Raw genomic sequence first — 19,566 nt, 5'->3', positions numbered from 1 at the left:
GCGCTCCCAGACTTGAGAGTGTCAAGTGCTAAGGACGAATTGAAGGCATAACCAGGATACCAAGGTGACTATGATGAAAAAATTAATTTATATCTTTACGCTGTCGGCGGCGGCTCTCTTGAGCGCATGTGGCGGAGGCGGCAGCACTGGCCCGAGCACGCCCCCTTCGGTGGTGGTTGCACCACCGCCTGCATCCGCACCCATCGCCAAGCCACTCTCCAATCCACTCACCAATCCACTCACCAATCCACTCACCGGCGGCGTTGCCCCTGGCACTGCAACCACGACCTTGTCCGGCATGACCAATCCGTACGGCGTCGTGACCGCCTACCTGGTCAATCCTGACGGTAGTTCCAGCACCGTGCTGAGCGCGCCAACCACCTCCGATGTGGGTGGTGTCTTCACTTTGACGCTGTCGTCTGCGCCAACTTCATGGGTGCGCCTGGTTTCGCGTGGCGGAAAAATCGTTCGTCGAGAAGACAACAGTCACCATCCGGTCGAGTCGATGGCGCTGACAGCGCCGTTCGTCACCACGGCTTACAATCACCTGCAGATCAGTCCAGTCAGCGATATCGCAAGCCATATCATGGCCTACAAGGCCAAGACCGGGTCGACGCTGGTGGACGCCTTCAAGTTCGGGATGGCTCGCACACTGCAGCTCGACGTCGCCAACCTCGCATTGGAGGATGACACCTCGGTGTACCTGAATGTACTGAAAGGAAGCATCGCCACCGACAAGGGCTATAGCCAGTTTCAGTCACTGACCATGGGCGAGCTATTGATGGGAATCGAGCGCTTCGGCATCATGTATGACTTGCCACAGAATCAAGTGTGGCGTGTCCTTGCAGCGGCTGGCGAAAACAGCTACCCGCTGGCAGCCATTGATGGCGCTGGTGCGGCCGTCAACGTCGGAGCCTGGGTTAATGGCAGCTTCGATACGACCGTTCCGATCAGTCTGAAGACCTTGATGAGCGCCAAGACGCTAGACGAAATCAAGGTTGCCGACAGCGGCGGCACGTGCGTTGCACCGAAGGTGTCGGACATGATTAGCCGCTACATTATTCTGGAAGGCATGGTCTCCTACGCTTGCCAGAACGGCGTCAAGGGCGCTTTCACGGACCGTTACCCCTTCTACCCTTTGGACGTCAAGGGCCAGATCCCGGCTGCGGCGTGCACGGACGTCGCCCGTCGCATGGCGGACTTTCAAGCGCGCATGCTTGCCAACAGCAGCCGCAACCTGAAGTGAACCGGCCCCGGAGGCTGCGCCGCTTTACTTGATGCCGGACCAGCGGCCAGAGTGTCTTCGCAAACTCTGAACAACCGTTTTCTTTCCTGGAATGTGGAGCCGGCGCACACTCAACAGCGGTAACGCTATTCTGACGCCTTGCCGCGATTCCCCGAGCGCCTGTTGGGCCGTGCGAAACGCTCCACTTGGTCGGGGTGAGAGGATTCGAACCTCCGGCCTCTGCGTCCCGAACGCAGCGCTCTACCAGGCTGAGCCACACCCTGACGAAAGAATCATTACAGCAGATATTTCCGCCGCCTTCAACGGTCGCGCGTCACGGCCATGGGACGCCTCAAACTCTCTCTACATCATGCCAGTAGGATTTGTGGAGCAGACAGTTTTTTCCGCAGCGCCGCTATCGACTGCACCATAGCCTCGCTACTCCGCGCGGTATTCATGCTATCCCTGCAATCTTAATCCTTAGTAAAATGGGCATTCGTACCAAATGGACATTCACGACAAGCCTATGCATCCAAAAACTTTCCCTCGTCTCGTATGGTTCTTCTTCCTTTCCGGCAGCGTACTTGCACAGGCCCATGGCGCGCCGGTTGCACTGAGTCCGCCCGACATCGCCACCTTCATTTCCCAGATCAGCCGGGCCGGTGCAGGCCGTATTTGTCTGGCCGGCGAAACAATGGATCCCGACGGTGACCTGCAAACGCGGGGCAAGATCATTCTCTTTAACACTGATAAAAATCAGGTGGTATGGCAGCAAACCATCGATGCTCCCGAAGAGGGCTACATGCTCGGTTTTGCCGCCTGCCGTTCGGACGGCACATTCACTTACGTGGCGGGAAACGTGCAAACCAATTCCTCGCCGTCGCTGAGCCAGACGCTGGCCTACGTCTACAAGTTCGATCAGCACGGCAAACTACTCGGCAAGAAAGAATTGCTGGTCGGAGGGCGCAATGCGTTTGTCTACGACCTCGACCTCGACCGCGACGCCAGCGCATTGACGGTGGTTGGCATGGTCAATGATCGAAAGGGCGCCAGCCAATTGAACGCGATCTATTTCGCCAGGCTCGATACCGCGCTGAAAAAAGCTACCTACAGCAAGTTGGCCACTGGCGCTTTCATGAATGGTTCCACGGTAAAGTTGGCGGCGAAAAGCGCGCTATTGGGCGGCAGCTTTTTACCAGCCACCGCGGCCGATACCGCAGCAGTCAACGATTACGCGGTATCGAAGATCGTTGGCGACAAATACCAGTTCAGCGTCCGGCCGCAGGCGCAAACAGGACACGCGCAAGACGTTGCCACGGCCATCTCCCCGGCCGACGAGGTCGTCTCGCTCGCTGACGCCCGCGGCGTGTCCACGCTGACCGTGGTCGGCGCTGACGGCAAGTTGGCGCCGGCGCTGACGTTCAAGAGCAGTGCATGCAAGGTGACGTCGATGAGTGCCTCGGCCGAGGTGGTGTATGCGGTGCGCGCGAGCTGCGCCAAGGCGGGGCAAGGGGCCCGGCTGATGGCGTTCAGCAGGAAAACAGGGCTTGAAACCGGCGTGGCGGGTATCGTAGGCGAGCCGGTCTTCAGCTATCCCATCGATGGGGCCTTGCATGTGGTCTCCAGGAAGGCTGACAAGGTCTTGCTGCTCCAGACCATCGCGAAACCTTAGGCGTTGCAAGGCGGCCCTATCGCGGACGACGTTGATACGGGCTGTTCGATTCGCAAGAGGGTGATCGCCCGCTATATTTGCCCGTAGCGAAACCCCAAACCGACCGCGGGCGCCAGCCAGAGTGCGAGCAGCAAGGCGCCATACCACAGCACCATCACCAGATTGGCAAGCGGCGCGGGCAGCCACCGCCGCAGCATTGCATAGATGCGCATGATGTCCCTTTAAAATCCCGCCAGGATGCGGATTTGCCCGACAGCGTCAGCCAGCGAGTCGGTGGAGGTGAAGGCAAAGCTGACGATCACAAATTGCAGCGTTAACCACCAGCACGTAATGCGCCATGCCTTGTAATCGCGTAACTTTGCCGCGAAAGGGGCGTGCTTGGACCACAGGTGGGCGATGCCCAGGCCGAGCCCGTGAAAGGCGCCCCACAGCAGGTAGCGCGGCGACAGTTCGTGCCACAGGCCGAGCACCATCATGCCGCACAGGCTCGCCAGCAAATATTGATGGCTGCGCGCAAGCACCGGCCGGAACACGAAATCGCGGCACCATTCGGACACCGTGATATGCCAGCGCCGCCAAAAGTCGGGCAGGCTGCGCGCCGCGAACGGGAAGCGGAAGTTTTCCGGCACCCGTATGCCCAGCAAGGCTGCAAACCCGATCGCGATATCGCAATAGCCGGAAAATTGCCAGTACAGGTCCAGGCCATAGGCCACCAGCCCCAGGTAAGTTTCGCACCAGGGGTCGCCGGTGAATCCTTGCAGAGCGTTGAGATTGCGGGCCAGCAGGTAGTTGGCGAGCAAAACCACCTTGCAATAGCCATACAGCATGCGTTCCAATGCGCGCGATGCGTCCTGGCTGGCCCATCGCGCGCGCATCAATTCGAGTCTGAAAGCGTCAAAACGCTGCACCGGGCCGACCGCGATCGTGGCCGGGAAGAGCAGGTAGGCCAGCGAACTTGGCATGCGCCCCTGGCTGGATGCGCCCTCGCCGTGCTCGGCAAGCATATGCCAGGCCTTCAGACTGACGAATGCGAACCCCAGGTAGGCAGCCATCCCGTGCCAAGCCTTGGCATACTGATATAGTCCGAACCCGAGCAGCAAGCCGGCCAGGCCGATGTTTTTGACCAGGGCGGCGCGCTGCCAGCGCGGGCCGCACAGCACGGCCAGCCACGCGACCAGCGCGCTCCAGGCGAGCAGGCTGGACCAGCCGTCGTGTGCCACCAGCGCCGCGCCGGCAGCACTCAGTACAGCGGGCCGCCAAGCAGCCGCTACACTCCAGTACAGCAAGATGGTACCCGCCATGAAGAGCAATCCAAAGCTGGTCAGCCAGACCATCAGGGTGCATCTTTCATGCTGGTAGCCAGTTCGTCCAGCCACCAGCGGCCGAACAAGCGACTGCCGGCGGCACTCAGGTGTGCGCCGTCGCAATACAAATCGGTTTGCCGGTGCGAGGGTGCCGTGTGATAGCTCAGCGCGGGGCCGGGCGGCAGGGCTTGGCGAAGGCGGGCAAACCAGTGTTCTTTTACGCTGGCCGTGCTCTGCTCCAGATCTGCATGGCGCGGAATGTCCAGAATCATGATACGGACGCCACGCCGCGCCAGGCGCAGCAGGCCGGCGACCAATGCTGGGTCGATCTGCGCCTGGGCGTAGGCGAGCTGCGAGCCGCGGAAATACTGGGCGCGCTGTAGCGGGCTAAGCGGCGCAGGCTGCGGCGCGCATGGCAGCGCATAATGCTGCGCTGCCATTGGCAACGCCTCTTGCTGCTGCACCGGTTGCGGCGGCAATACTCCGGGAGCCAGTTTGGCCAAGCCGGCTTTGAGCGTTCCCTTGATTTCGATCGTCACCTCGTCGTTGCGTGTCCTGCCCGGATCCAGAAAAAACAAATTTTTTTCGATCACCAGAATGTCCGGCGGTGCGTGTTCGATTTCCGTCAAACTTGGCCCCAGTGCGCCAAGGCCAACATCTGTCTTGATCAGGCGCATCCAGTGCAACCCTCTTTGCTTGTATTGCTGGTCGAATTGCCCCGGCGGTGTGGCTGCCCATAGCAGCGAGGAGCCCAGCCCCAATACCCGGATTTCCCCGGCCGCGCGTGGCGCCGTCAACAGCTGCCTTGCCAAGGCGGCGCTCGCCAATGGATCGTGCGGGACGTTTAGCGAGGCGTGACGCAGGAACGCGATGGCGATAATGCCCAGCGCCAGCGCGCCGGCGGCGACCCACACGTACAAAGGAGGGGCCTGTCGCATCTCAGGCGCGCAGCCGCTTGACCAGCGCCACGGTCGCATCCATGCTTTCCATGCGCACCACATCGGACGGCTGCAGGCGGATGTCGAACATGCTTTCCAGGCCAATGACAAAATTGATGTGCGCCAGCGAATCCCAGCCGGGCGTATTCGACGGTCCCGAATCGGGCCGCAGCTGACCCGGCGCCAGGTTGAACAAGCCGGCGGCCAGCGCGAAAATTTGCGCCTGCAGGTCGCCGCCCGCGTCCGGCCGGCTTTCCTGGTGCAGCGCCTGCTGCAGCTGCCCCAGCATCACCTTGCCCGATGGCGTGCGCGGCAACTGGCTGACGAACTGTATTTTCTTCGGCAATTCATGCACGCCCAGGTGCAGCGCGCAATGGGCCAGCAGCTGCACGCTGTCGGCATGCATGCCGGGGCGCAAGACGACGCACGCGACCGGAATTTCGCCCCACAGCGCATCGGGCACGCCGAGCGCGGCCGCTTCGAGCACAGCCGGATGCAGCATCAGCACGCTGTTGATCGCTTCCGGCGACAAGTTGTAGCCACCGCAAATGATCAAGTCCTTGATCCGTCCCACGATCCAGTAAATACCGTCGGCGTCGCGCCGGGCCTGGTCGCCCGTGTGCAGCCAGCCGTCGATCAGCACTTTCGCGCTCGCTTGCGGATCGTCCAGATAGCCCTGCATCAGATTGGCGCCTTGAAGGCACAGTTCGCCATCCTCGTCACTGCCCGCTTCGCTGCCATCGCTGCGCAGGATCTTCGCGGCCATGTCACGCGGCATGCCCACGCTGCCGATCTTGTGGCTGGCCTCATCCGGGCCCGCGTACAGGCCGCAGCTCCCCGTTTCGCTCAATCCATAGGTGTTGATCAGCTTGACCTTGAAGGTGTCGCTAAAGCCATTCCAGACGGCGCTGCTCAGGGGCGCGCTGCAGGAAATGGCGAAGCGAAAATGCTCGGTCGCAAAATTTTCCGCCAGATGGCTGCCGTAGTGCTGCAGCAGCGCCAGCGCGGTTGGCGCCGCCACCAGGTGGCTGACCCGATCACGGTACAGGGCGATCAGGATGCGTTCAATTGCCGGGATGGAAAACGGCGCCGGGCGCACCAGCGTGATGCCGCGCCGGTAGCACAGCAGCAAGCCTTGCACCAGGCCGTCTGCATGCGACAGTGGCATCAGGTTCATCAGGCGGGCATCATCTTGCAGCGCGTACTGGCGCTCGATGGTATCGAGGTGGCTGTGCAGGGCCGGCCAGCTCATCTCGACCCCCTTCGGGCGCGCCGTGCTGCCGGAAGTGAACACGACATAGGCGCTGCCATGCTGTTGCGGCGGCGGCAACACCGGTTCCTTGGGTCCGGCCAGCAAGCCAGGCCAACTGTCCAGGTCGGCCGGTGCGCGCCGTCCCAGCAGCTTGTTGAGCAGCATGCCCTTGCCGGCGCCGGCGGTCACGCGCAGTTGCTTTGCGGGCAGAGGCTGGCCGGCCCAGCGTTCGATCAGGGCGGCGTCGGCGATCATGCCGTCGATGGCGTGCGCGGCCAGGATGGCACCTACTTGCAGGGCCGGCGTGCCGGGATCGAGCAACAGCGGCAGCGCCCCCGCGCGCATGCAGCCGAGCAGCAGCGGCGCCGCATGGTGGTCGTCGGCCACTGCGAACAGGACCCGCTTGCCACCCAGTTCGCGCGCCAGCAAGTGGGCGGCAACCTGGGCAATTGCCTGTTCCAGCGCGGCGTAGGTCAGCGGGTGGGGGCCGCACAGAAATTGCAAGGCTGTCGGGCGTGGTTGAAACATGAGATTCCTGTTGTTAAAGAAGTGCTGCAAGGCGGCGCCGGTCCAGTTTTCCCGCCGCCGTCTGTGGCAACGCCGCAACCTGGACCACGGCGCGCGGCAGGTAGGTGCCGGCGCTGCGGCTGCGGCACCAGTTGGCAAAGTCGGGCAGGTCGAACCCGGCGTCGGTGACGAGCAGGCTGACCAGCCCGTGCGGCCCTTGCACCAGCGCGGCCTCGCGCACGTGCGGGTGGCCGGCCAGCAGGCGCTCGAGCGGGGCCGGGTGGACCACTTCGCCAAATTCGTTTTTCAGCTGGTCGTCGCGCCTTCCCAGCAGCACGATCCGGCCTTGGCCGTCGTGGCTGGCGATGTCGCCCGTATAAAACCAGCCGCCGCGCAGGGCGCTGCCGGCCTGGTCGCCCCAATAGGCGCTCAGTAACTGATTGCTGTGCACCCGTAATTGCCCGGCGATGCCGGGGGCGACCGGTTGATCGTCGCTGTCGCAAATTTGCAGCAGCGCGCCAGCGGGTCGGCCGCACGCCGTTGCACCGCCGTCGTGCTCGAACACGAGGCACAGGCCGCCGGTTTCGGTGAGCCCGAAATAATCGACGATCTGCACCCGCATGCGCGCGCAGAATGCAGCGTGCAGCGCCGACGGCAAGGTGGCGCCGGTCGTGACGATCTGGCGCAGCGCGCTTGGATGGCAAGTCAGGTGCGGCGCCAGCCGGTCCAGCAGCGCCAGCCAGGCCGGGCCGGCAGCGAGCAGCGTGACGCCGTGTTCGGCGGCTGCCTGCAAGGTCGCGCCCGGATGCGCGCGCTGGGCCGCGCTCGGCAGGTAGACGGTGGCGCCTGCAAACAGGGCCGCCAGCGCCGGGTTGCGCAAGCCGCTCATGGTGTGCTGCTCGCCCAGGGACAGCAGGACGTCCTTGTCGTGCCAGCCAAATTCGGTAGCGGCCAGTTGACCACTAAGCAGCAGCGCCCGCTGGCTCAGCACTACCCCTTTCGGCCGGCCCGTGCTGCCGGACGTGAACAGAATGACGGCAGGAGCGTCCGGGGCAACGGCCGGGGTGGCGGCGGCCGGCAGGTCCAGCCAGTCGGGCAGCAAGTGAGCCAGTTGCGGCTCGCCGGGCAGCGCGTCGCCGGCGTCGCCGGCACAATCGTCGAGCAGCAGTATCGGAGCGGCGGACAAGGCGGCAGCGGCGGCGCGCGGACGGTCCAGTATCACCAAGGCCGGCGCGATGCGTTGCAGCAGTTCGGTCAGCTCGGTCGGGTTCTCGGCCAGTTCTTTGCGCAGCGGCACCAGCACGCTGCCATTGCGCCAGATTGCCCAGGTCAGCAGCATGGCTTCCGGATGTGGCGCGCTCAGCATGGCCACCCGGTCGCCCGCCTTGACGCCGAGCGCGAGCAAGCCGCGCTGCAGCGCCGGCACCAGCAGCTGGACCTCGTCCCAGCCGAACGCGCTGTCGTCAGCACCGGAAACGAGCAACGGCTTGTCGCCGTACAAGTCCGGCAGCAAGCGCCACAGATATTCAAAGTTGCTTTCGCGCGGCAGGGGCCGCACGATCTGGTCGCTGTAGTACGACTGCAGCTGATGCATCGCGCCGCTCAGCGGCGCCACTTGCAGCATTTCCTGGGTCACCATGCGCCCGACCAGCAGCGCCACGGTCTCGAACGGCATAGCGAGGCGCTGCGCGGTTTCTTCCAGCGTCAGCAGCTGGCTCAACTGGAACAGGATGCGCAGTTGCGTAGCGTCGAGCCGCTGCATCCCCAGTGCGGCCAGGCGCTGGGCGTAGCAGGGGTGGCGCAGCAACAACTCTTCTGTCAGGCCGCCGAACGCATGCGGATCGGGCGCCGCGCTGCCATCGAGGCTATCGACGCGCAGCAAGGGATTGAAGACCGCCCGCGCGTGCGGCAGGCACAGATCCAGATTGGCGCTGCGCAGCGGCGCGCCGTCGAAGGCGGGCGGCACCAGCGCCACCAGCGCGTTGTAGTGGGGCGTCTCGGGGTCCGAGCGCAGACGCTCGCCGCCGGCAAACAGCACCGCTTCGGCCATCACCACCACGCTGCGCCCGGCCCGTGCGGCGGCCTGCTCAAAGCGTTGCTGGTAGCTGCGGCCAGGCACGATATTGCCGCCGCGTTCGAAAAAAGGTGTTGGCTCGCTGTTCGACAAATGCACATGAGGGAACACGATCACGCCGTCCGCGCGCGCCACGCGCAAGACTTCGCCGGCGAACATCGACGCCGCATAGCGGTGCAGCGAGTCCAGGCCGTGCACCAGCGCAAATGCGTGATCGAGGAAAGGCAAGCCGCCGCCCGGCGCGACGAAGATGACGTCGTGATTGGGCGCGCGGCGCGCGGCCGGCAGCCAGTGGGCATAGCCCGCATAGCCCAGCACGTCAAAATTGCCCTCCCAAATGGAAACGATGTGTTGCTCTGGAAACGCCGCCGCCAGCATTTCGCCGCTCCATCCGGTGCGGCCCCAGGTGTCGAGGATCGCGTCGCCGGGCTTCAAGCGCGGACGAATCAGGTCGAGCAGGGCGTAAAAGGCGCGCGTCGACTCGTTAAACGGCTGGAACGCGGCGTAGCGGTCGGGCAGGCGCCGCGTGTGGCGCTGGTGCACGAAGGACCGGTAGGCGGCCGACGCACCGAGTTGTTCCTTGGCTGATTCCGGGAGCGTGCCTGGCGCCGTGCAAGTGAACAAGGCGAAGCCTTCTGTCACGGGGACCTGGAGCGCACAATGCGGGCACGACAGCACGCCCGACATCAGGCGGCTGCCGGAATGCTGCGCCGATCCCGTGTGCAGGGCAACCCGGCAGGCAGGACAGGCAAGTAGCTCTAGCGTGGATTTCAACATGAAGGTGGGGAGCGGCGCGGCGTATGCCGATCGGTAATTGTGCCAAGGAGGTTGTGCATGATACGGCCTAATTTATTTCTGTCCAGTCGCGTGGTCCCGGTGAGGGCGGCTGGATCCAGGGCTTGGGTGGTCCGCGTTCGGTGGCCGTCCGTCACAAGCTTCGATGGCTGAGGAAAGCGCAAGTTGCTTATGCGCCGGAATGGCGGAAACCATGCTTGTTTGGAAGCGGACTAATGTCCGGTTGTGCCTTGACCGCGTGAACCGCCTGTGTATCGCTGCGCGGTCAGCCGCCACAGCCGCCTGTTTTGAGGCGCTGCAGCTAGCGGCACTATGACGGCTGCTCGTAGGTCGCCAGCTTCGCATCGACGAAGTCCGACATCAGGGCGCAATAGGCGGCGCATTCACCCTCCGGCATGCCGGCGAAATGCAGCGCCCGAATGCCGAGCAGCTGCGGGGATAAACATAATGCCAGGAACTGCGCCGAATAGCGCCGCTGCGCCGCGCGAAAGACGGCGGTGCTCTGTTCCATTACCTCGTTCAAACTGGCACCCTGCTCGTCGCTCCGGTAATCGTAGTCGCCGTTCTCCATGACGGCTATGAACATTGCGCGAAAGACCAGGAAGCTTTCCTGCGAGAGCGTAAGCTCGCGATCGCCATCCTGGATGGCCTGGGCCTGGGCCAGGGTCTGGATTTGCGCGCCATCGATTTGCGCCACGTGGCCTGGAAGTTCCCCCGCGTAGCGCCGCAGCGCGGGCGCATCGCGGCTGTGCACTGCCAGATAAAAATCGCGCAATTGCGGATGGGGCGCCATGCGCTCAAGATGATCCCGGTGAATCAGGCGCCGCAGTCGCGCCTTCGCCAATTCCCAGGCATCGATCGCGGCGCGTTCTTGCCCGGTCCAGGCGTTGTCGGCCATCAGCCGGTGTGCATCCCACGCTTTTATCAGGCGCGGCCACATCACCACGCTCATAAAGCCGGCAAGGCCGTCAATTGGCACGCGCAGGATCGAATACGGCCCCCTGTCGTGTTCTATCCGCTGCCAAAACACAATGCCGTTCCCCGAGACCGTGACGATACCGTTCCTGCCATAGTCATCGTCGCCAACGGCATCCTTACCTGCCACGACCTGCAAGGGGCCAATGTCGTGGAGCCCGCGCGCACCATAGTCGCGCGCGATAATGGTGCGCAGTGCCGCAGCGATGGCGTCAACTTTGTCCGTAGTGAGCATCAGGTGAAACCCGGTCATCGCGATTGCGGCCGTGCTTCAATGAAGTTTGGAATCGTCGCCAGCGCGGCCGAGATTGGGCGGCGCGAAGGGTGTCTGTTAATGGTTGCGGTCGACCGCAAACGTGCACAGCTGCAGCAAGCTTTGTTTGTATACGCTGTCCGGCAAGCCGGCGATGGCGTCCGAGGCCCGCTTGGCGGCCACTTCGGCCGCGCGCCGCGTAAAGTCGAGCGCGCCGCTGCTGGTAATGGCCGCCAGGATGGCGTCGAAATGCTGCTCGTCGCCCTGCTCGATGCAGTCGCGCACCAGCTCGCGCTGTTCCGGCGTGCCGTTTTCCATCAGGTAGATCAGGGGCAACGTCGGCTTGCCTTCGCGCAGGTCGTCGCCCACGTTCTTGCCGATTTCAGTGGCGTCGCCCGCATAGTCGAGCACGTCGTCGATCAACTGGAACGCCGTACCCAGCGAACGGCCATAATCGCCAGCGGCCAAAATGTCGGCGTCGCTGGCGCCGGAAATGAGCGCGCCCAGTTCAGCGGCCGCTTCGAACAGCTTGGCCGTCTTGGAGCGGATCACCCGCAAATAACTTTCCTGGCTGACGTCCGGATCGTGCATGTTCAGTAACTGCAGCACTTCGCCTTCGGCGATCACGTTGGTGGCGTCCGACAGAATTTGCATAACGCGCATATTGTTCAAACCCACCATCATCTGGAAGGCGCGCGAATATAAAAAGTCGCCCACCAGCACCGAGGCGGCATTGCCGAACAGCGCGTTGGCCGTCTGGCGCCCGCGCCGCATCGACGATTCGTCGACGACGTCGTCGTGCAGCAGCGTGGCGGTGTGGATGAATTCAACCACCGCCGCCAGCTCATGGTGCGCCGTGCCTTGGTAGCCATACGCGTTGGCCACCAGCAGCACCAAGACCGGACGAATCCGCTTGCCGCCGGCACTGATGATGTACTCGGCGATCTGGTTCACAAGGCTGACCTCGGAATGCAGGCGCTCGCGGATCACCGTGTTGACCGCAGCCATGTCGGCGGCGATCGAGTGGGCGATATTATTTTGTGGGGCGGTAAGGATGGCGGCGGACAAGGCGAACCTGCAATAGACGTTGGGTGCGGAGATTATACGACATGGCCCGCGACGCCGCCGTGTTTGCAACTTGCAAGGCGTGAAAACGTTGCAATCGCGACAATCCGGCCATGCAACAAAAGCGCCCTTGGGGCCGGATGGGCGCTCGTGCCGGCCGATTGCCCTTTATGCTGGCAGAATGGAGAGTGCAATGGTGTGGATGATGCGACGATGCAAGGAGTTGGGCCTGGTCCTGGCGGCGCTGGCCCTTGCGTGGCCCGCCGTGGCGCAGGCGCAATCTTGCAGCCGCTCGATCAGCATGGCTACCGGGCGCTGGGAACCGTATGCGTATTACGATGCCGCCATGCATTTCACCGGAATCGATGCCGACATGGTGCGCGCCATCTTCAAGGAGGCTGACTGCCAGTTGATCGAGCTGGACTACAAGCCCGCCACGCGCAACATGACCCTGTTCGAACAAGGTGACATCGACCTGATGTCGGGCGCCTCGCGCACGCCAGAGCGGCTGAAACTGGCCCATTTCAGTCAACCCTACCGGGACGAGACGATCGGCCTGTTTGCGCTGGCCCAGCAGGCCGAGCACTTTCGCGCCATTCGCAGCTTTCCCGACTTTTTGGCCGCGCCCGTATCGCTGGTGGCGCCGCGCGCCGGCTGGTACGGCCCGGTGTTCGAGCGCGAGGCCGCTGCCTTGCGCGGCGCCGGGCGCCTGTCGCGCTTTGGCGACTTTGCGCAGGGCATCCACATGCTCGCTGCCGGTCGCGTCAGTCTCATGCTGGGCGACGCTGCCGCAGTCGAGCACGCCGCTGTGCGCGCGGGCGTCCAGGTCCAGCCGCTCCCGTTCTGGGTGGTGCAGGCCCCCGTGCATTTGATGTTCAACCGTGCCACCGTGCCCCAGGCCGACGTCGAGCGGATTGACGCCGCCATTGTCCGCCTGCAGCGGCGCGGCGTGCTCGAGCGGATCCGCCGCTCTTACGGCGGCCAGTGAGTCAAGTTGTCGACATACCACGAACCAGCGGCGCTGTGCTTACCTTTTGACGAAAAAAAACAATCCATGTATAATCTGCGGTTCCCCCGGCTTAGGCCAGGGAAATCTTTTAACATTTGATGAGGTTTCATATCATGTATGCGGTCATAAAAACCGGTGGCAAGCAGTATAAAGTTGTCGCTGGCGAAAAACTTAAAGTAGAACAGATACCGGCAGACATTGGTTCCGAAATCACCATCGATCAAGTACTCGCAGTAGGAGCGGGCGACACCATTAAGTTTGGTGCGCCATTGGTCGAAGGTGCAACGGTACTGGTCACTGTTGTGGCACACGGTCGTCACGATAAAGTGAAGATTTTCAAGATGCGTCGTCGTAAGCACTACCAGAAACACCAAGGCCATCGTCAGAATTTCACCGAAATCCAAATCGTATCGATTAACGGCTAATTGCCGTTGCCCGACGTATCTCGTCCGGTTAACCAGCTATCAGGAGTAACAAATGGCACACAAAAAAGGCGGCGGCACAACGCGCAACGGCCGCGACTCAGAATCAAAGCGCCTTGGCGTTAAGGTCTACGGCGGCCAGGCGATCAATGCCGGCGGCATCATCATCCGTCAGCGCGGCACTCCGGTGCGCGCAGGCGAAAACGTCGGCCTGGGCAAGGATCACACCTTGTTCGCGCTGGTCGACGGCAAGGTCAAGTTCGTTGTCAAGGGTGCCGGTTCGAAGCAATTCGTCACCGTGATCCCGAACGAAGCGCCAGCAGCAGTGGTAGCAGCAGCGTAAGTTGGCAGTTCAGTTGTAAAGCGCGCCGTCATGGCGCGCATTTGTAAGGCGCGAGCCTTCAATCGAAAGGCTCTCCCCAAGGTAGAGCCTTTTTAGTTTTATGGCGGCAAAAATATGAAGTTTATCGACGAAGCAAAAATCGAAGTCATCGCCGGCGACGGCGGCAATGGCTGCGCCTCGTTCTGTCGCGAGAAGTTCCGCCCATTTGGCGGACCGGACGGTGGCGATGGCGGCAAGGGCGCGTCCATCTGGGCAGTTGCAGACCGCAACATCAATACGCTGGTGGATTTCCGCTACTCCAAAATGCACAAGGGCAAAGACGGCGAACCTGGCCGCGGCGCTGATTGCTATGGCAAGGGCGCGGACGACATTTTCATGCGCATGCCGGTGGGAACGCTGATCGTCGATAACAACAACGGCGAGATCATCGCCGACCTGACCGAACACGGCCAGACCGAACTGCTGGCCAAGGGCGGCGAGGGCGGCTGGGGCAACATCCACTTCAAGTCCTCGACCAACCGCGCACCGCGCCAAAAGGGCGAGGGCAAGGAAGGCGAGCGGCGCGAACTGCGTTTGGAGCTCAAAGTGCTCGCCGACGTTGGCCTGTTGGGCATGCCCAACGCCGGCAAGTCGACATTTATTACGGCCGTGTCGAACGCCAAGCCGAAGATCGCCGACTACCCGTTCACCACGCTGCACCCGAACCTGGGCGTGGTGCGCGTTTCGCACGAAAAAAGCTTTGTGATCGCCGACATTCCCGGCCTGATCGAAGGCGCCTCCGAAGGCGCGGGCCTCGGGCACCAGTTCCTGCGCCACCTGCAGCGCACCGGCCTGCTGCTGCACATCGTCGACATGGCGCCGTTCGAGACCAACGTCGATCCGGTCAAGGAAGCCAAGGCGCTCATTAAAGAGCTGGAAAAGTACGACGAGTCGCTGGTCGACAAGCCGCGCTGGTTCGTGCTCAACAAGCTCGACGTGGTGCCGGAAGAAGACCGCAAAAAGCTGGTCAAGGATTTCGTCAAGCGCATGGCCTGGAAGGGTCCCGTGTTCGAGATCTCGGCGCTGAACCACCAGGGTTGTCCTGAACTGGTCAACGCGATTTACCAGCACCTCGAGGCCAAGAAGCAAAGCGAACACCGCGCCGAAGAAACGCAGATGACCGAAGAAGCACGCGGCATTGCGTCGATCGATCCGGACGATCCGCGCTTCAAGATCCTCGATTAAGTGTTGTTTGTTTCAAAGTCCAGGACCGTAGAGCGCGCCACGCTGCTCAAGGTCGTTGCGCTCGTCTGTTCGCTGGCCGCCCTGTGGGCGCTGCTGGACCCGGACCGCATCGCGACGGGCCTGGGCATGTTACTCGTTGGCGTAAACGGCTACAGCCAGTTTTACGCCATGTACGTCGGCGTCAGGCTCGCTACCGCGGCCCTGGCGCTGTTGGCGGCAAGGCACGGCGACCAGCCACTGCTCGGCGATATCACAGCTTTGTTCGTCCTGGCGCAGCCGGTCGGCCGCTTCATCGCGGCCTTTGCCATCGGTCTGCCACAGGGATTTTTACTCGTCCTTTGCGGGCTCGAAGTGCTGTGCGGCGTCGCGCTGCTCGCCTTGCGCCCGCCCACGCCGACTCCGACCCGCCGATGAAATCCGTCATACAAACAGCCAACCGCATCATCATCAAAGTAGGCTCCTCGCTCGTCACCAACGACGGGCGCGGGCTCGATCACGGCGCCATCGCGCGCTGGGCATGCCAGATCGCCGCGCTGCGCGCGCTCGGCAAGGAAGTGGTGCTGGTCAGCTCCGGCGCGATTGCCGAAGGCATGCTGCGCCTGGGCTTTGAAAAGCGCCCCACCGACATCCACGAACTGCAGGCCTGCGCCGCCGTCGGACAGATGGGGCTGGCGCAAATTTACGAGTCGAGCTTTCGCGCGCATGGCCTGGGCACGGCGCAAGTGCTGCTCACGCACGCCGACCTGGCCGACCGCGAACGCTACCTGAACGCGCGCTCGACGCTGACCACGCTGCTGCGCCTGAAAGTGGTCCCCATCATCAACGAGAACGATACCGTCGTCACCGATGAAATCAAGTTCGGTGACAATGACACGCTCGGCGCGCTGGTGGCCAACCTGATCGAGGCCGATGCCCTGATCATCCTGACCGACCAGCACGGCCTGTTTTCGGCCGACCCGCGCAAGGATCCGAACGCGGTGCTGATCGCCCAGGGCAAGGCGGGCGACCCGGCGCTCGAAGCGATGGCCGGCGGCGCCGGCAGCAGCATCGGGCGCGGCGGTATGCTGACCAAGATCCTGGCGGCGCGCCGCGCGGCCGGTTCCGGCGCGCACACCATCATCGCCTGGGGCCGCGACAGCGATGTGCTCACGCGCCTGGCCGCCGGCGAAGCGATCGGCACCCAGCTCCTTGCGCAAACCGGGCGCCTGACGGCACGCAAGCAGTGGATGTCGGATCACCTGCATACCGCCGGCAAGGTGGTGCTTGATGCGGGCGCCGTGGCCAAGCTCACGCGCGAAGGCAAGTCGCTGCTGCCGATCGGCGTGATCGAAGTGAAGGGTGAATTCGGGCGCGGCGCCGTCATCACCTGCCTGGCCGAAGACGGCAGCGCCATTGCGCGCGGCATCAGCAACTACACCAGCACGGAGGCGCGCCGCATCATGCGCCGGCCTTCGTCCGAGATCGAAGCATTGCTCGGTTTCCTGGAGGGTCCTGAGCTGATCCATCGTGATAATCTGGTCCTGGTGTGAGCAACATGATCGAGCGATTCAAGGCGCTGTTCGCGCGCAAGGGCAGCTCGCCGGCGCCAGTCCCGGCGCCGGTGGGCGAGACGATCCTGTTGAATGCATACTGCACGCGGCTCGAGATCGCGCAGCCTGTTTTTGCGCACACGCTGCACGAGCGCTTCGATTTGTCCGATCCGGCGCTGCTGGCCGACCTGAACGATTTTTGCGGCTATGTATTGAGCCGCGGCGACGGCGAGATGTCACGCGACAAATACCACGTGATTTTGCACCTGCAGCGGGTGCAGCATCACCTGAGCATCAGCGTGAGCGTTGATGGTCTGGCGGCGTTTTATGCATGGGCCGCGCAAGCCAATGCGCTGCTGATCGGGCCGGACGGCAGCGTCACCGACCCGCAAGGGCGCGTGCTGGTCGGCGTGGACGACGGCAAGGCCGATCCGCAGGCTCGGCTGCCGTATCCCGAGCAGGCGCTGGCGCGCAAGGACGCCACCGTTGCCATGCTCGCCGCGCGCGGCGTTGACGTGCCCGTCACGCTGCCGCCCCTTGTGTGCGAAGCCGAACTGGCATTGCGCAGCCGGGACGAGACAGTCGAGCGTGCGCGCGCCTTGCTGCTCGTTGCGCTGCGCGCCGAGTCGGTCGCCTCTGGCGAGGCGATGCCGGTCGAGACGCTGCTTGCCAAAATGCCCCTGGTGGACGACGCGCTCTCGCCCCAGGAGCAGGCCTTCCTGGACCAGGAAGCGCCAGCGCAGGCCGATTGCGCCCAGTTCATCTGGCGTTACGAAAGCCTGTACCTGCTGGAATGGGCGCTTGGCCTGGTCGCTGAGCTGCCATATCCAACTGCGCCGGCCGATCCCGCCAACGTGGTGGCAACGCTGATCGAGATGCGCGGGCCGCACCTGCGCCCGGCCGCCGAGATCCTCGATGCGCTCGACCTGCATTACCGCCTGCACTGGCATATCCGCCAGTCGCGCCTGAAAAACGGCGTTGCCCCCGCCGGACTCGATGCGGACGTCGTCATTGAACGCCACCGCGCGCTCAACTGGCTGGTGCGCTTCCAGCACGCACCCTGGGACCAGGTCGACACGCCGACCTGACCGTTCGTCGCCGCCAATTGCCGTTCAAGCTGTCCGCACTGCCGCCAGTCCCTTCGCCCGTGCCATTGCGCCGCGCCTCGTGTATTGTCCCGTTTCGATCAATCCACCCCGGGCCCCACATGAAAAAGCACGCTAGCGCTGCCGTCCTGTCCCTGCTTGTCTTGCCGTGCGCGGCCTTCGCCCAGCAGTCGAACGCGTGGGAAGTCGACGTGCGCCAGTTCGACACCCAGTACTGGAAGGCATTCAACGAGTGCGAGATTGAAAAGCTGACCGCCATGAACACCGACGACCTCGAGTTTTACCATGATGTGGGCGGCATCTCGAAGGGAAAGGCCATCTTTTCCGAATCGGTCGGGAAGAACATTTGCGGGCGCCCCGGCGTGCGCGTGCGGCGTGAAGCGGTCCCCGAGAGCATGCGTCTTTTTTCCGATGCGCGACGGCGCCAGGCTGTACGGCGCGGTCGTCTCGGGCGAGCACCGCTTTTACGAAATACCCAAGGGCGGCAAGGAAGTGCTGACCGGCCAGGCGCGGTTCACCCACATGCTGTTGCTGGAGGGCGGCCAATGGAAAGTGTCGCGCGTGCTCAGTTTTGACCATGGGCCTGCGCGCCAGGAGTCGCTGCGCGCCGAAGCGAGCATCAGCGCGGCGCAACTGGACCAGCTGGCCGGGCACTATGTCGAAAAAGACGGCGCTTTCATGGACGTTCGGCGCGACGGAAAGCGCCTGTCGGTTGCCAGCGGGCCGTCGGTGTTCGTGCTCAAGGCAGCGGACAAGAACGAATTTTTGTCAGCGATCGCCCGCTGACGATGACGTTCGGGCGCGACCCGGCCGGCCGCGGGCGCTCGCTTACGGTGCGCGAGGAAGGCAAGGTCGTGGCCGAGGCAGTGCGCCGCTAAGCTCACCAAGGCGCAGCCGTCGCGCTTCCAGGAGGTAGCGACGCTGCGTCCAAAAATGCCTGCGATGCGGATAGTGACGCGGACGCACAAGGAGATGTGAAACCGTTTGTGTGCTTGCGATAAGTTCCATTATTAAATCATGGCATGGTTCAGTGTCTACGCCGCAGAACCTCTCCCTTTGATTCAACCGCATACGCCGCTCGCCAGCGCCCGTACGCTGGATAGCGGTATCACGTGTCCGGGACGACGACGCAGTTTGACGCCTCACTGAATCTAAGGAGAATGAAATGATGAATTCCATGAACACCATGCTAATGCCCTTCTCGTCCGGCAGCCGCGCTTGCGATTGCAAGAGTCCGAAGGTTCACAAGGTTCCACGCATGCCAGTCATGATCGATCAGCAAAACGCCGACCCAACCGATGTGCGTGACCTGACCGGCACAGCGTTGCACACGGTCGTCGATCATGACGCGATTGACGGCAAGATGTTGAATTTATTTACGAGCAAAATCCAGGCGGAAGAGTTTGCTCGATCCATACCGCAGAGAAAACCATCCGCGTACGCGCTCAGCCGCCGTGAGCAACAGCGAAGCAAGCTAGCAGCGACGAGCGCTGAAGCGGTGAAAACAGCGAAATCAGCAGAAACAGCAGTTCCACCCGACGGCGGCTACATGGAACTGTATGAACATATCGATTTTGACGGGTGCAGCTGGCGGCTGTTAGAGCAGGACAACCATACAGTGGGAGACTATAGCAATCTATGGGCTTGCGGATTTCTGTGGTGGGGTTGGAAGAACGCGAACGACGTCGTCTCGAGCATGGATATTACGGTCAGCGCCCGTTTTGTTGTCTTCTTTGATGCGCCCAATCTGGATTACGGCGATTTCACCAATACGCTCTGGGTACCAGGCAATTCATGGGTGCCAAATCTGGTGCCTCACGGCTGGAACGACCGGATCACGTCGCACATGCTCTGGTATTAAGTGGCCGCCGGC

19 protein-coding genes and 1 tRNA gene are annotated in these 19,566 nt (G+C 62.9%); 11 read left to right on the top strand and 9 right to left on the bottom strand.

Going from position 1 to position 19,566, the window contains the following annotated elements; all coding sequences use genetic code 11:
- Nucleotides 1-73 precede the first annotated feature (73 nt).
- A complete protein-coding gene (locus ACP7D4_RS05170) occupies nt 74-1,246 on the top strand; it encodes a hypothetical protein (RefSeq protein ID WP_426208003.1) in 1,173 nt (390 codons plus the stop codon).
- Between the two features lie 186 nt (nt 1,247-1,432).
- Here ACP7D4_RS05170 and ACP7D4_RS05165 read toward each other — a convergent pair.
- Nucleotides 1,433-1,509: transfer RNA gene (locus ACP7D4_RS05165), tRNA-Pro, on the bottom strand.
- A gap of 242 nt (nt 1,510-1,751) precedes the next feature.
- On the opposite strand from ACP7D4_RS05165, the gene ACP7D4_RS05160 reads away from it, so the two are divergent.
- Nucleotides 1,752-2,897 (top strand): hypothetical protein, encoded by a 1,146-nt coding sequence (locus ACP7D4_RS05160; RefSeq protein WP_426208002.1) that lies wholly within the window; start codon nt 1,752-1,754, stop codon nt 2,895-2,897.
- Nucleotides 2,898-2,968: 71 nt separating this feature from the next.
- Here the strand turns inward: ACP7D4_RS05160 and ACP7D4_RS05155 are convergent, their stop codons facing one another.
- From ACP7D4_RS05155 to ispB, 7 genes are all read right to left on the bottom strand, one after another.
- Nucleotides 2,969-3,109, bottom strand: a complete 141-nt coding sequence (locus tag ACP7D4_RS05155; protein WP_426208001.1) for a hypothetical protein — start codon at nt 3,107-3,109, stop codon at nt 2,969-2,971.
- Nucleotides 3,110-3,118: 9 nt separating this feature from the next.
- On the bottom strand, nt 3,119-4,231 hold the full coding sequence (locus tag ACP7D4_RS05150) for an MBOAT family O-acyltransferase (RefSeq protein WP_426208000.1): 1,113 nt from the start codon (nt 4,229-4,231) through the stop codon (nt 3,119-3,121).
- Nucleotides 4,231-4,998, bottom strand: a complete 768-nt coding sequence (locus tag ACP7D4_RS05145) for a hypothetical protein (RefSeq protein WP_426207999.1) — start codon at nt 4,996-4,998, stop codon at nt 4,231-4,233. Before ACP7D4_RS05145 ends, ACP7D4_RS05150 begins: the two co-directional genes overlap by 1 nt.
- Before the next feature lie 142 nt (nt 4,999-5,140).
- Nucleotides 5,141-6,919 carry an AMP-binding protein gene (locus tag ACP7D4_RS05140; RefSeq protein WP_426207998.1) on the bottom strand — a complete coding sequence of 593 codons (1,779 nt, stop codon included), beginning with the start codon at nt 6,917-6,919 and terminating at the stop codon, nt 5,141-5,143.
- A 13-nt stretch (nt 6,920-6,932) separates the two neighbouring features.
- Complete coding sequence (locus ACP7D4_RS05135; protein ID WP_426207997.1) at nt 6,933-9,746, bottom strand: AMP-binding protein; 2,814 nt, start codon at nt 9,744-9,746, stop codon at nt 6,933-6,935.
- Nucleotides 9,747-10,077: 331 nt separating this feature from the next.
- Nucleotides 10,078-10,977 (bottom strand): hypothetical protein, encoded by a 900-nt coding sequence (locus tag ACP7D4_RS05130; RefSeq protein WP_426207996.1) that lies wholly within the window; start codon nt 10,975-10,977, stop codon nt 10,078-10,080.
- A 96-nt stretch (nt 10,978-11,073) separates the two neighbouring features.
- Nucleotides 11,074-12,063 carry an octaprenyl diphosphate synthase gene (ispB, locus tag ACP7D4_RS05125; protein ID WP_426207995.1) on the bottom strand — a complete coding sequence of 330 codons (990 nt, stop codon included), beginning with the start codon at nt 12,061-12,063 and terminating at the stop codon, nt 11,074-11,076.
- A gap of 190 nt (nt 12,064-12,253) precedes the next feature.
- On the opposite strand from ispB, the gene ACP7D4_RS05120 reads away from it, so the two are divergent.
- From ACP7D4_RS05120 to ACP7D4_RS05090, 7 genes are all read left to right on the top strand, one after another.
- On the top strand, nt 12,254-13,048 hold the full coding sequence (locus ACP7D4_RS05120; RefSeq protein WP_426207994.1) for a substrate-binding periplasmic protein: 795 nt from the start codon (nt 12,254-12,256) through the stop codon (nt 13,046-13,048).
- Between the two features lie 134 nt (nt 13,049-13,182).
- Nucleotides 13,183-13,494, top strand: coding sequence for a 50S ribosomal protein L21 (gene rplU, locus ACP7D4_RS05115; protein WP_038500602.1), 312 nt, complete (start codon nt 13,183-13,185; stop codon nt 13,492-13,494).
- 52 nt (nt 13,495-13,546) lie between these two features.
- Nucleotides 13,547-13,834 (top strand): 50S ribosomal protein L27, encoded by a 288-nt coding sequence (gene rpmA, locus ACP7D4_RS05110; RefSeq protein WP_426105625.1) that lies wholly within the window; start codon nt 13,547-13,549, stop codon nt 13,832-13,834.
- A 114-nt stretch (nt 13,835-13,948) separates the two neighbouring features.
- Nucleotides 13,949-15,058, top strand: a complete 1,110-nt coding sequence (gene obgE / locus ACP7D4_RS05105) for a GTPase ObgE (RefSeq protein WP_426105623.1) — start codon at nt 13,949-13,951, stop codon at nt 15,056-15,058.
- Nucleotides 15,059-15,472 (top strand): DUF4345 family protein, encoded by a 414-nt coding sequence (locus ACP7D4_RS05100; RefSeq protein ID WP_426105622.1) that lies wholly within the window; start codon nt 15,059-15,061, stop codon nt 15,470-15,472.
- The gene (proB, locus tag ACP7D4_RS05095) at nt 15,469-16,587 is read left to right on the top strand and encodes a glutamate 5-kinase (protein WP_426105621.1); all 1,119 of its coding nucleotides are present in this window, start codon (nt 15,469-15,471) and stop codon (nt 16,585-16,587) included. The genes ACP7D4_RS05100 and proB overlap by 4 nt, the downstream gene beginning before the upstream one ends.
- 5 nt (nt 16,588-16,592) lie before the next feature.
- Nucleotides 16,593-17,675, top strand: a complete 1,083-nt coding sequence (locus ACP7D4_RS05090) for a DUF4272 domain-containing protein (protein WP_426207993.1) — start codon at nt 16,593-16,595, stop codon at nt 17,673-17,675.
- A gap of 98 nt (nt 17,676-17,773) precedes the next feature.
- On the opposite strand, the gene ACP7D4_RS05085 is transcribed toward ACP7D4_RS05090, so the two are convergent.
- The gene (locus tag ACP7D4_RS05085; protein WP_426207992.1) at nt 17,774-17,980 is read right to left on the bottom strand and encodes a hypothetical protein; all 207 of its coding nucleotides are present in this window, start codon (nt 17,978-17,980) and stop codon (nt 17,774-17,776) included.
- A gap of 124 nt (nt 17,981-18,104) precedes the next feature.
- Between ACP7D4_RS05085 and ACP7D4_RS05080 the strand changes: the two genes are divergently transcribed.
- Together ACP7D4_RS05080 and ACP7D4_RS05075 are read left to right on the top strand one after the other, a co-directional pair.
- The gene (locus tag ACP7D4_RS05080) at nt 18,105-18,479 is read left to right on the top strand and encodes a hypothetical protein (RefSeq protein ID WP_426207991.1); all 375 of its coding nucleotides are present in this window, start codon (nt 18,105-18,107) and stop codon (nt 18,477-18,479) included.
- Between the two features lie 379 nt (nt 18,480-18,858).
- Nucleotides 18,859-19,554, top strand: coding sequence for a hypothetical protein (locus ACP7D4_RS05075; RefSeq protein ID WP_426207990.1), 696 nt, complete (start codon nt 18,859-18,861; stop codon nt 19,552-19,554).
- Nucleotides 19,555-19,566: the final 12 nt, after the last annotated feature.

The sequence above is a fragment of the Massilia sp. TWP1-3-3 genome (assembly GCF_049897805.1).
Taxonomy (GTDB): domain Bacteria; phylum Pseudomonadota; class Gammaproteobacteria; order Burkholderiales; family Burkholderiaceae_D; genus Telluria_A.
Note: the sequence above shows the minus strand (reverse complement) of the source record. Positions and strands in the feature narration are given on the sequence as shown.

Bases quoted from the DNA above. Each gene is read 5' to 3' on its own strand.
- ACP7D4_RS05170 (WP_426208003.1), top strand. From the start codon at position 74: ATGAAAAAATTAATTTATATCTTTACGCTGTCGGCGGCGGCTCTCTTG.
- ACP7D4_RS05160 (WP_426208002.1), top strand. From the start codon at position 1,752: ATGCATCCAAAAACTTTCCCTCGTCTCGTATGGTTCTTCTTCCTTTCC.
- ACP7D4_RS05155 (WP_426208001.1), bottom strand. From the start codon at position 3,109: ATGCGCATCTATGCAATGCTGCGGCGGTGGCTGCCCGCGCCGCTTGCC.
- ACP7D4_RS05150 (WP_426208000.1), bottom strand. From the start codon at position 4,231: ATGGTCTGGCTGACCAGCTTTGGATTGCTCTTCATGGCGGGTACCATC.
- ACP7D4_RS05140 (WP_426207998.1), bottom strand. From the start codon at position 6,919: ATGTTTCAACCACGCCCGACAGCCTTGCAATTTCTGTGCGGCCCCCAC.
- ACP7D4_RS05130 (WP_426207996.1), bottom strand. From the start codon at position 10,977: ATGCTCACTACGGACAAAGTTGACGCCATCGCTGCGGCACTGCGCACC.
- ACP7D4_RS05120 (WP_426207994.1), top strand. From the start codon at position 12,254: ATGGTGTGGATGATGCGACGATGCAAGGAGTTGGGCCTGGTCCTGGCG.
- rplU (WP_038500602.1), top strand. From the start codon at position 13,183: ATGTATGCGGTCATAAAAACCGGTGGCAAGCAGTATAAAGTTGTCGCT.
- rpmA (WP_426105625.1), top strand. From the start codon at position 13,547: ATGGCACACAAAAAAGGCGGCGGCACAACGCGCAACGGCCGCGACTCA.
- obgE (WP_426105623.1), top strand. From the start codon at position 13,949: ATGAAGTTTATCGACGAAGCAAAAATCGAAGTCATCGCCGGCGACGGC.
- proB (WP_426105621.1), top strand. From the start codon at position 15,469: ATGAAATCCGTCATACAAACAGCCAACCGCATCATCATCAAAGTAGGC.
- ACP7D4_RS05090 (WP_426207993.1), top strand. From the start codon at position 16,593: ATGATCGAGCGATTCAAGGCGCTGTTCGCGCGCAAGGGCAGCTCGCCG.
- ACP7D4_RS05085 (WP_426207992.1), bottom strand. From the start codon at position 17,980: ATGGTAAAACTCGAGGTCGTCGGTGTTCATGGCGGTCAGCTTTTCAAT.
- ACP7D4_RS05080 (WP_426207991.1), top strand. From the start codon at position 18,105: ATGCGCGACGGCGCCAGGCTGTACGGCGCGGTCGTCTCGGGCGAGCAC.
- ACP7D4_RS05075 (WP_426207990.1), top strand. From the start codon at position 18,859: ATGATGAATTCCATGAACACCATGCTAATGCCCTTCTCGTCCGGCAGC.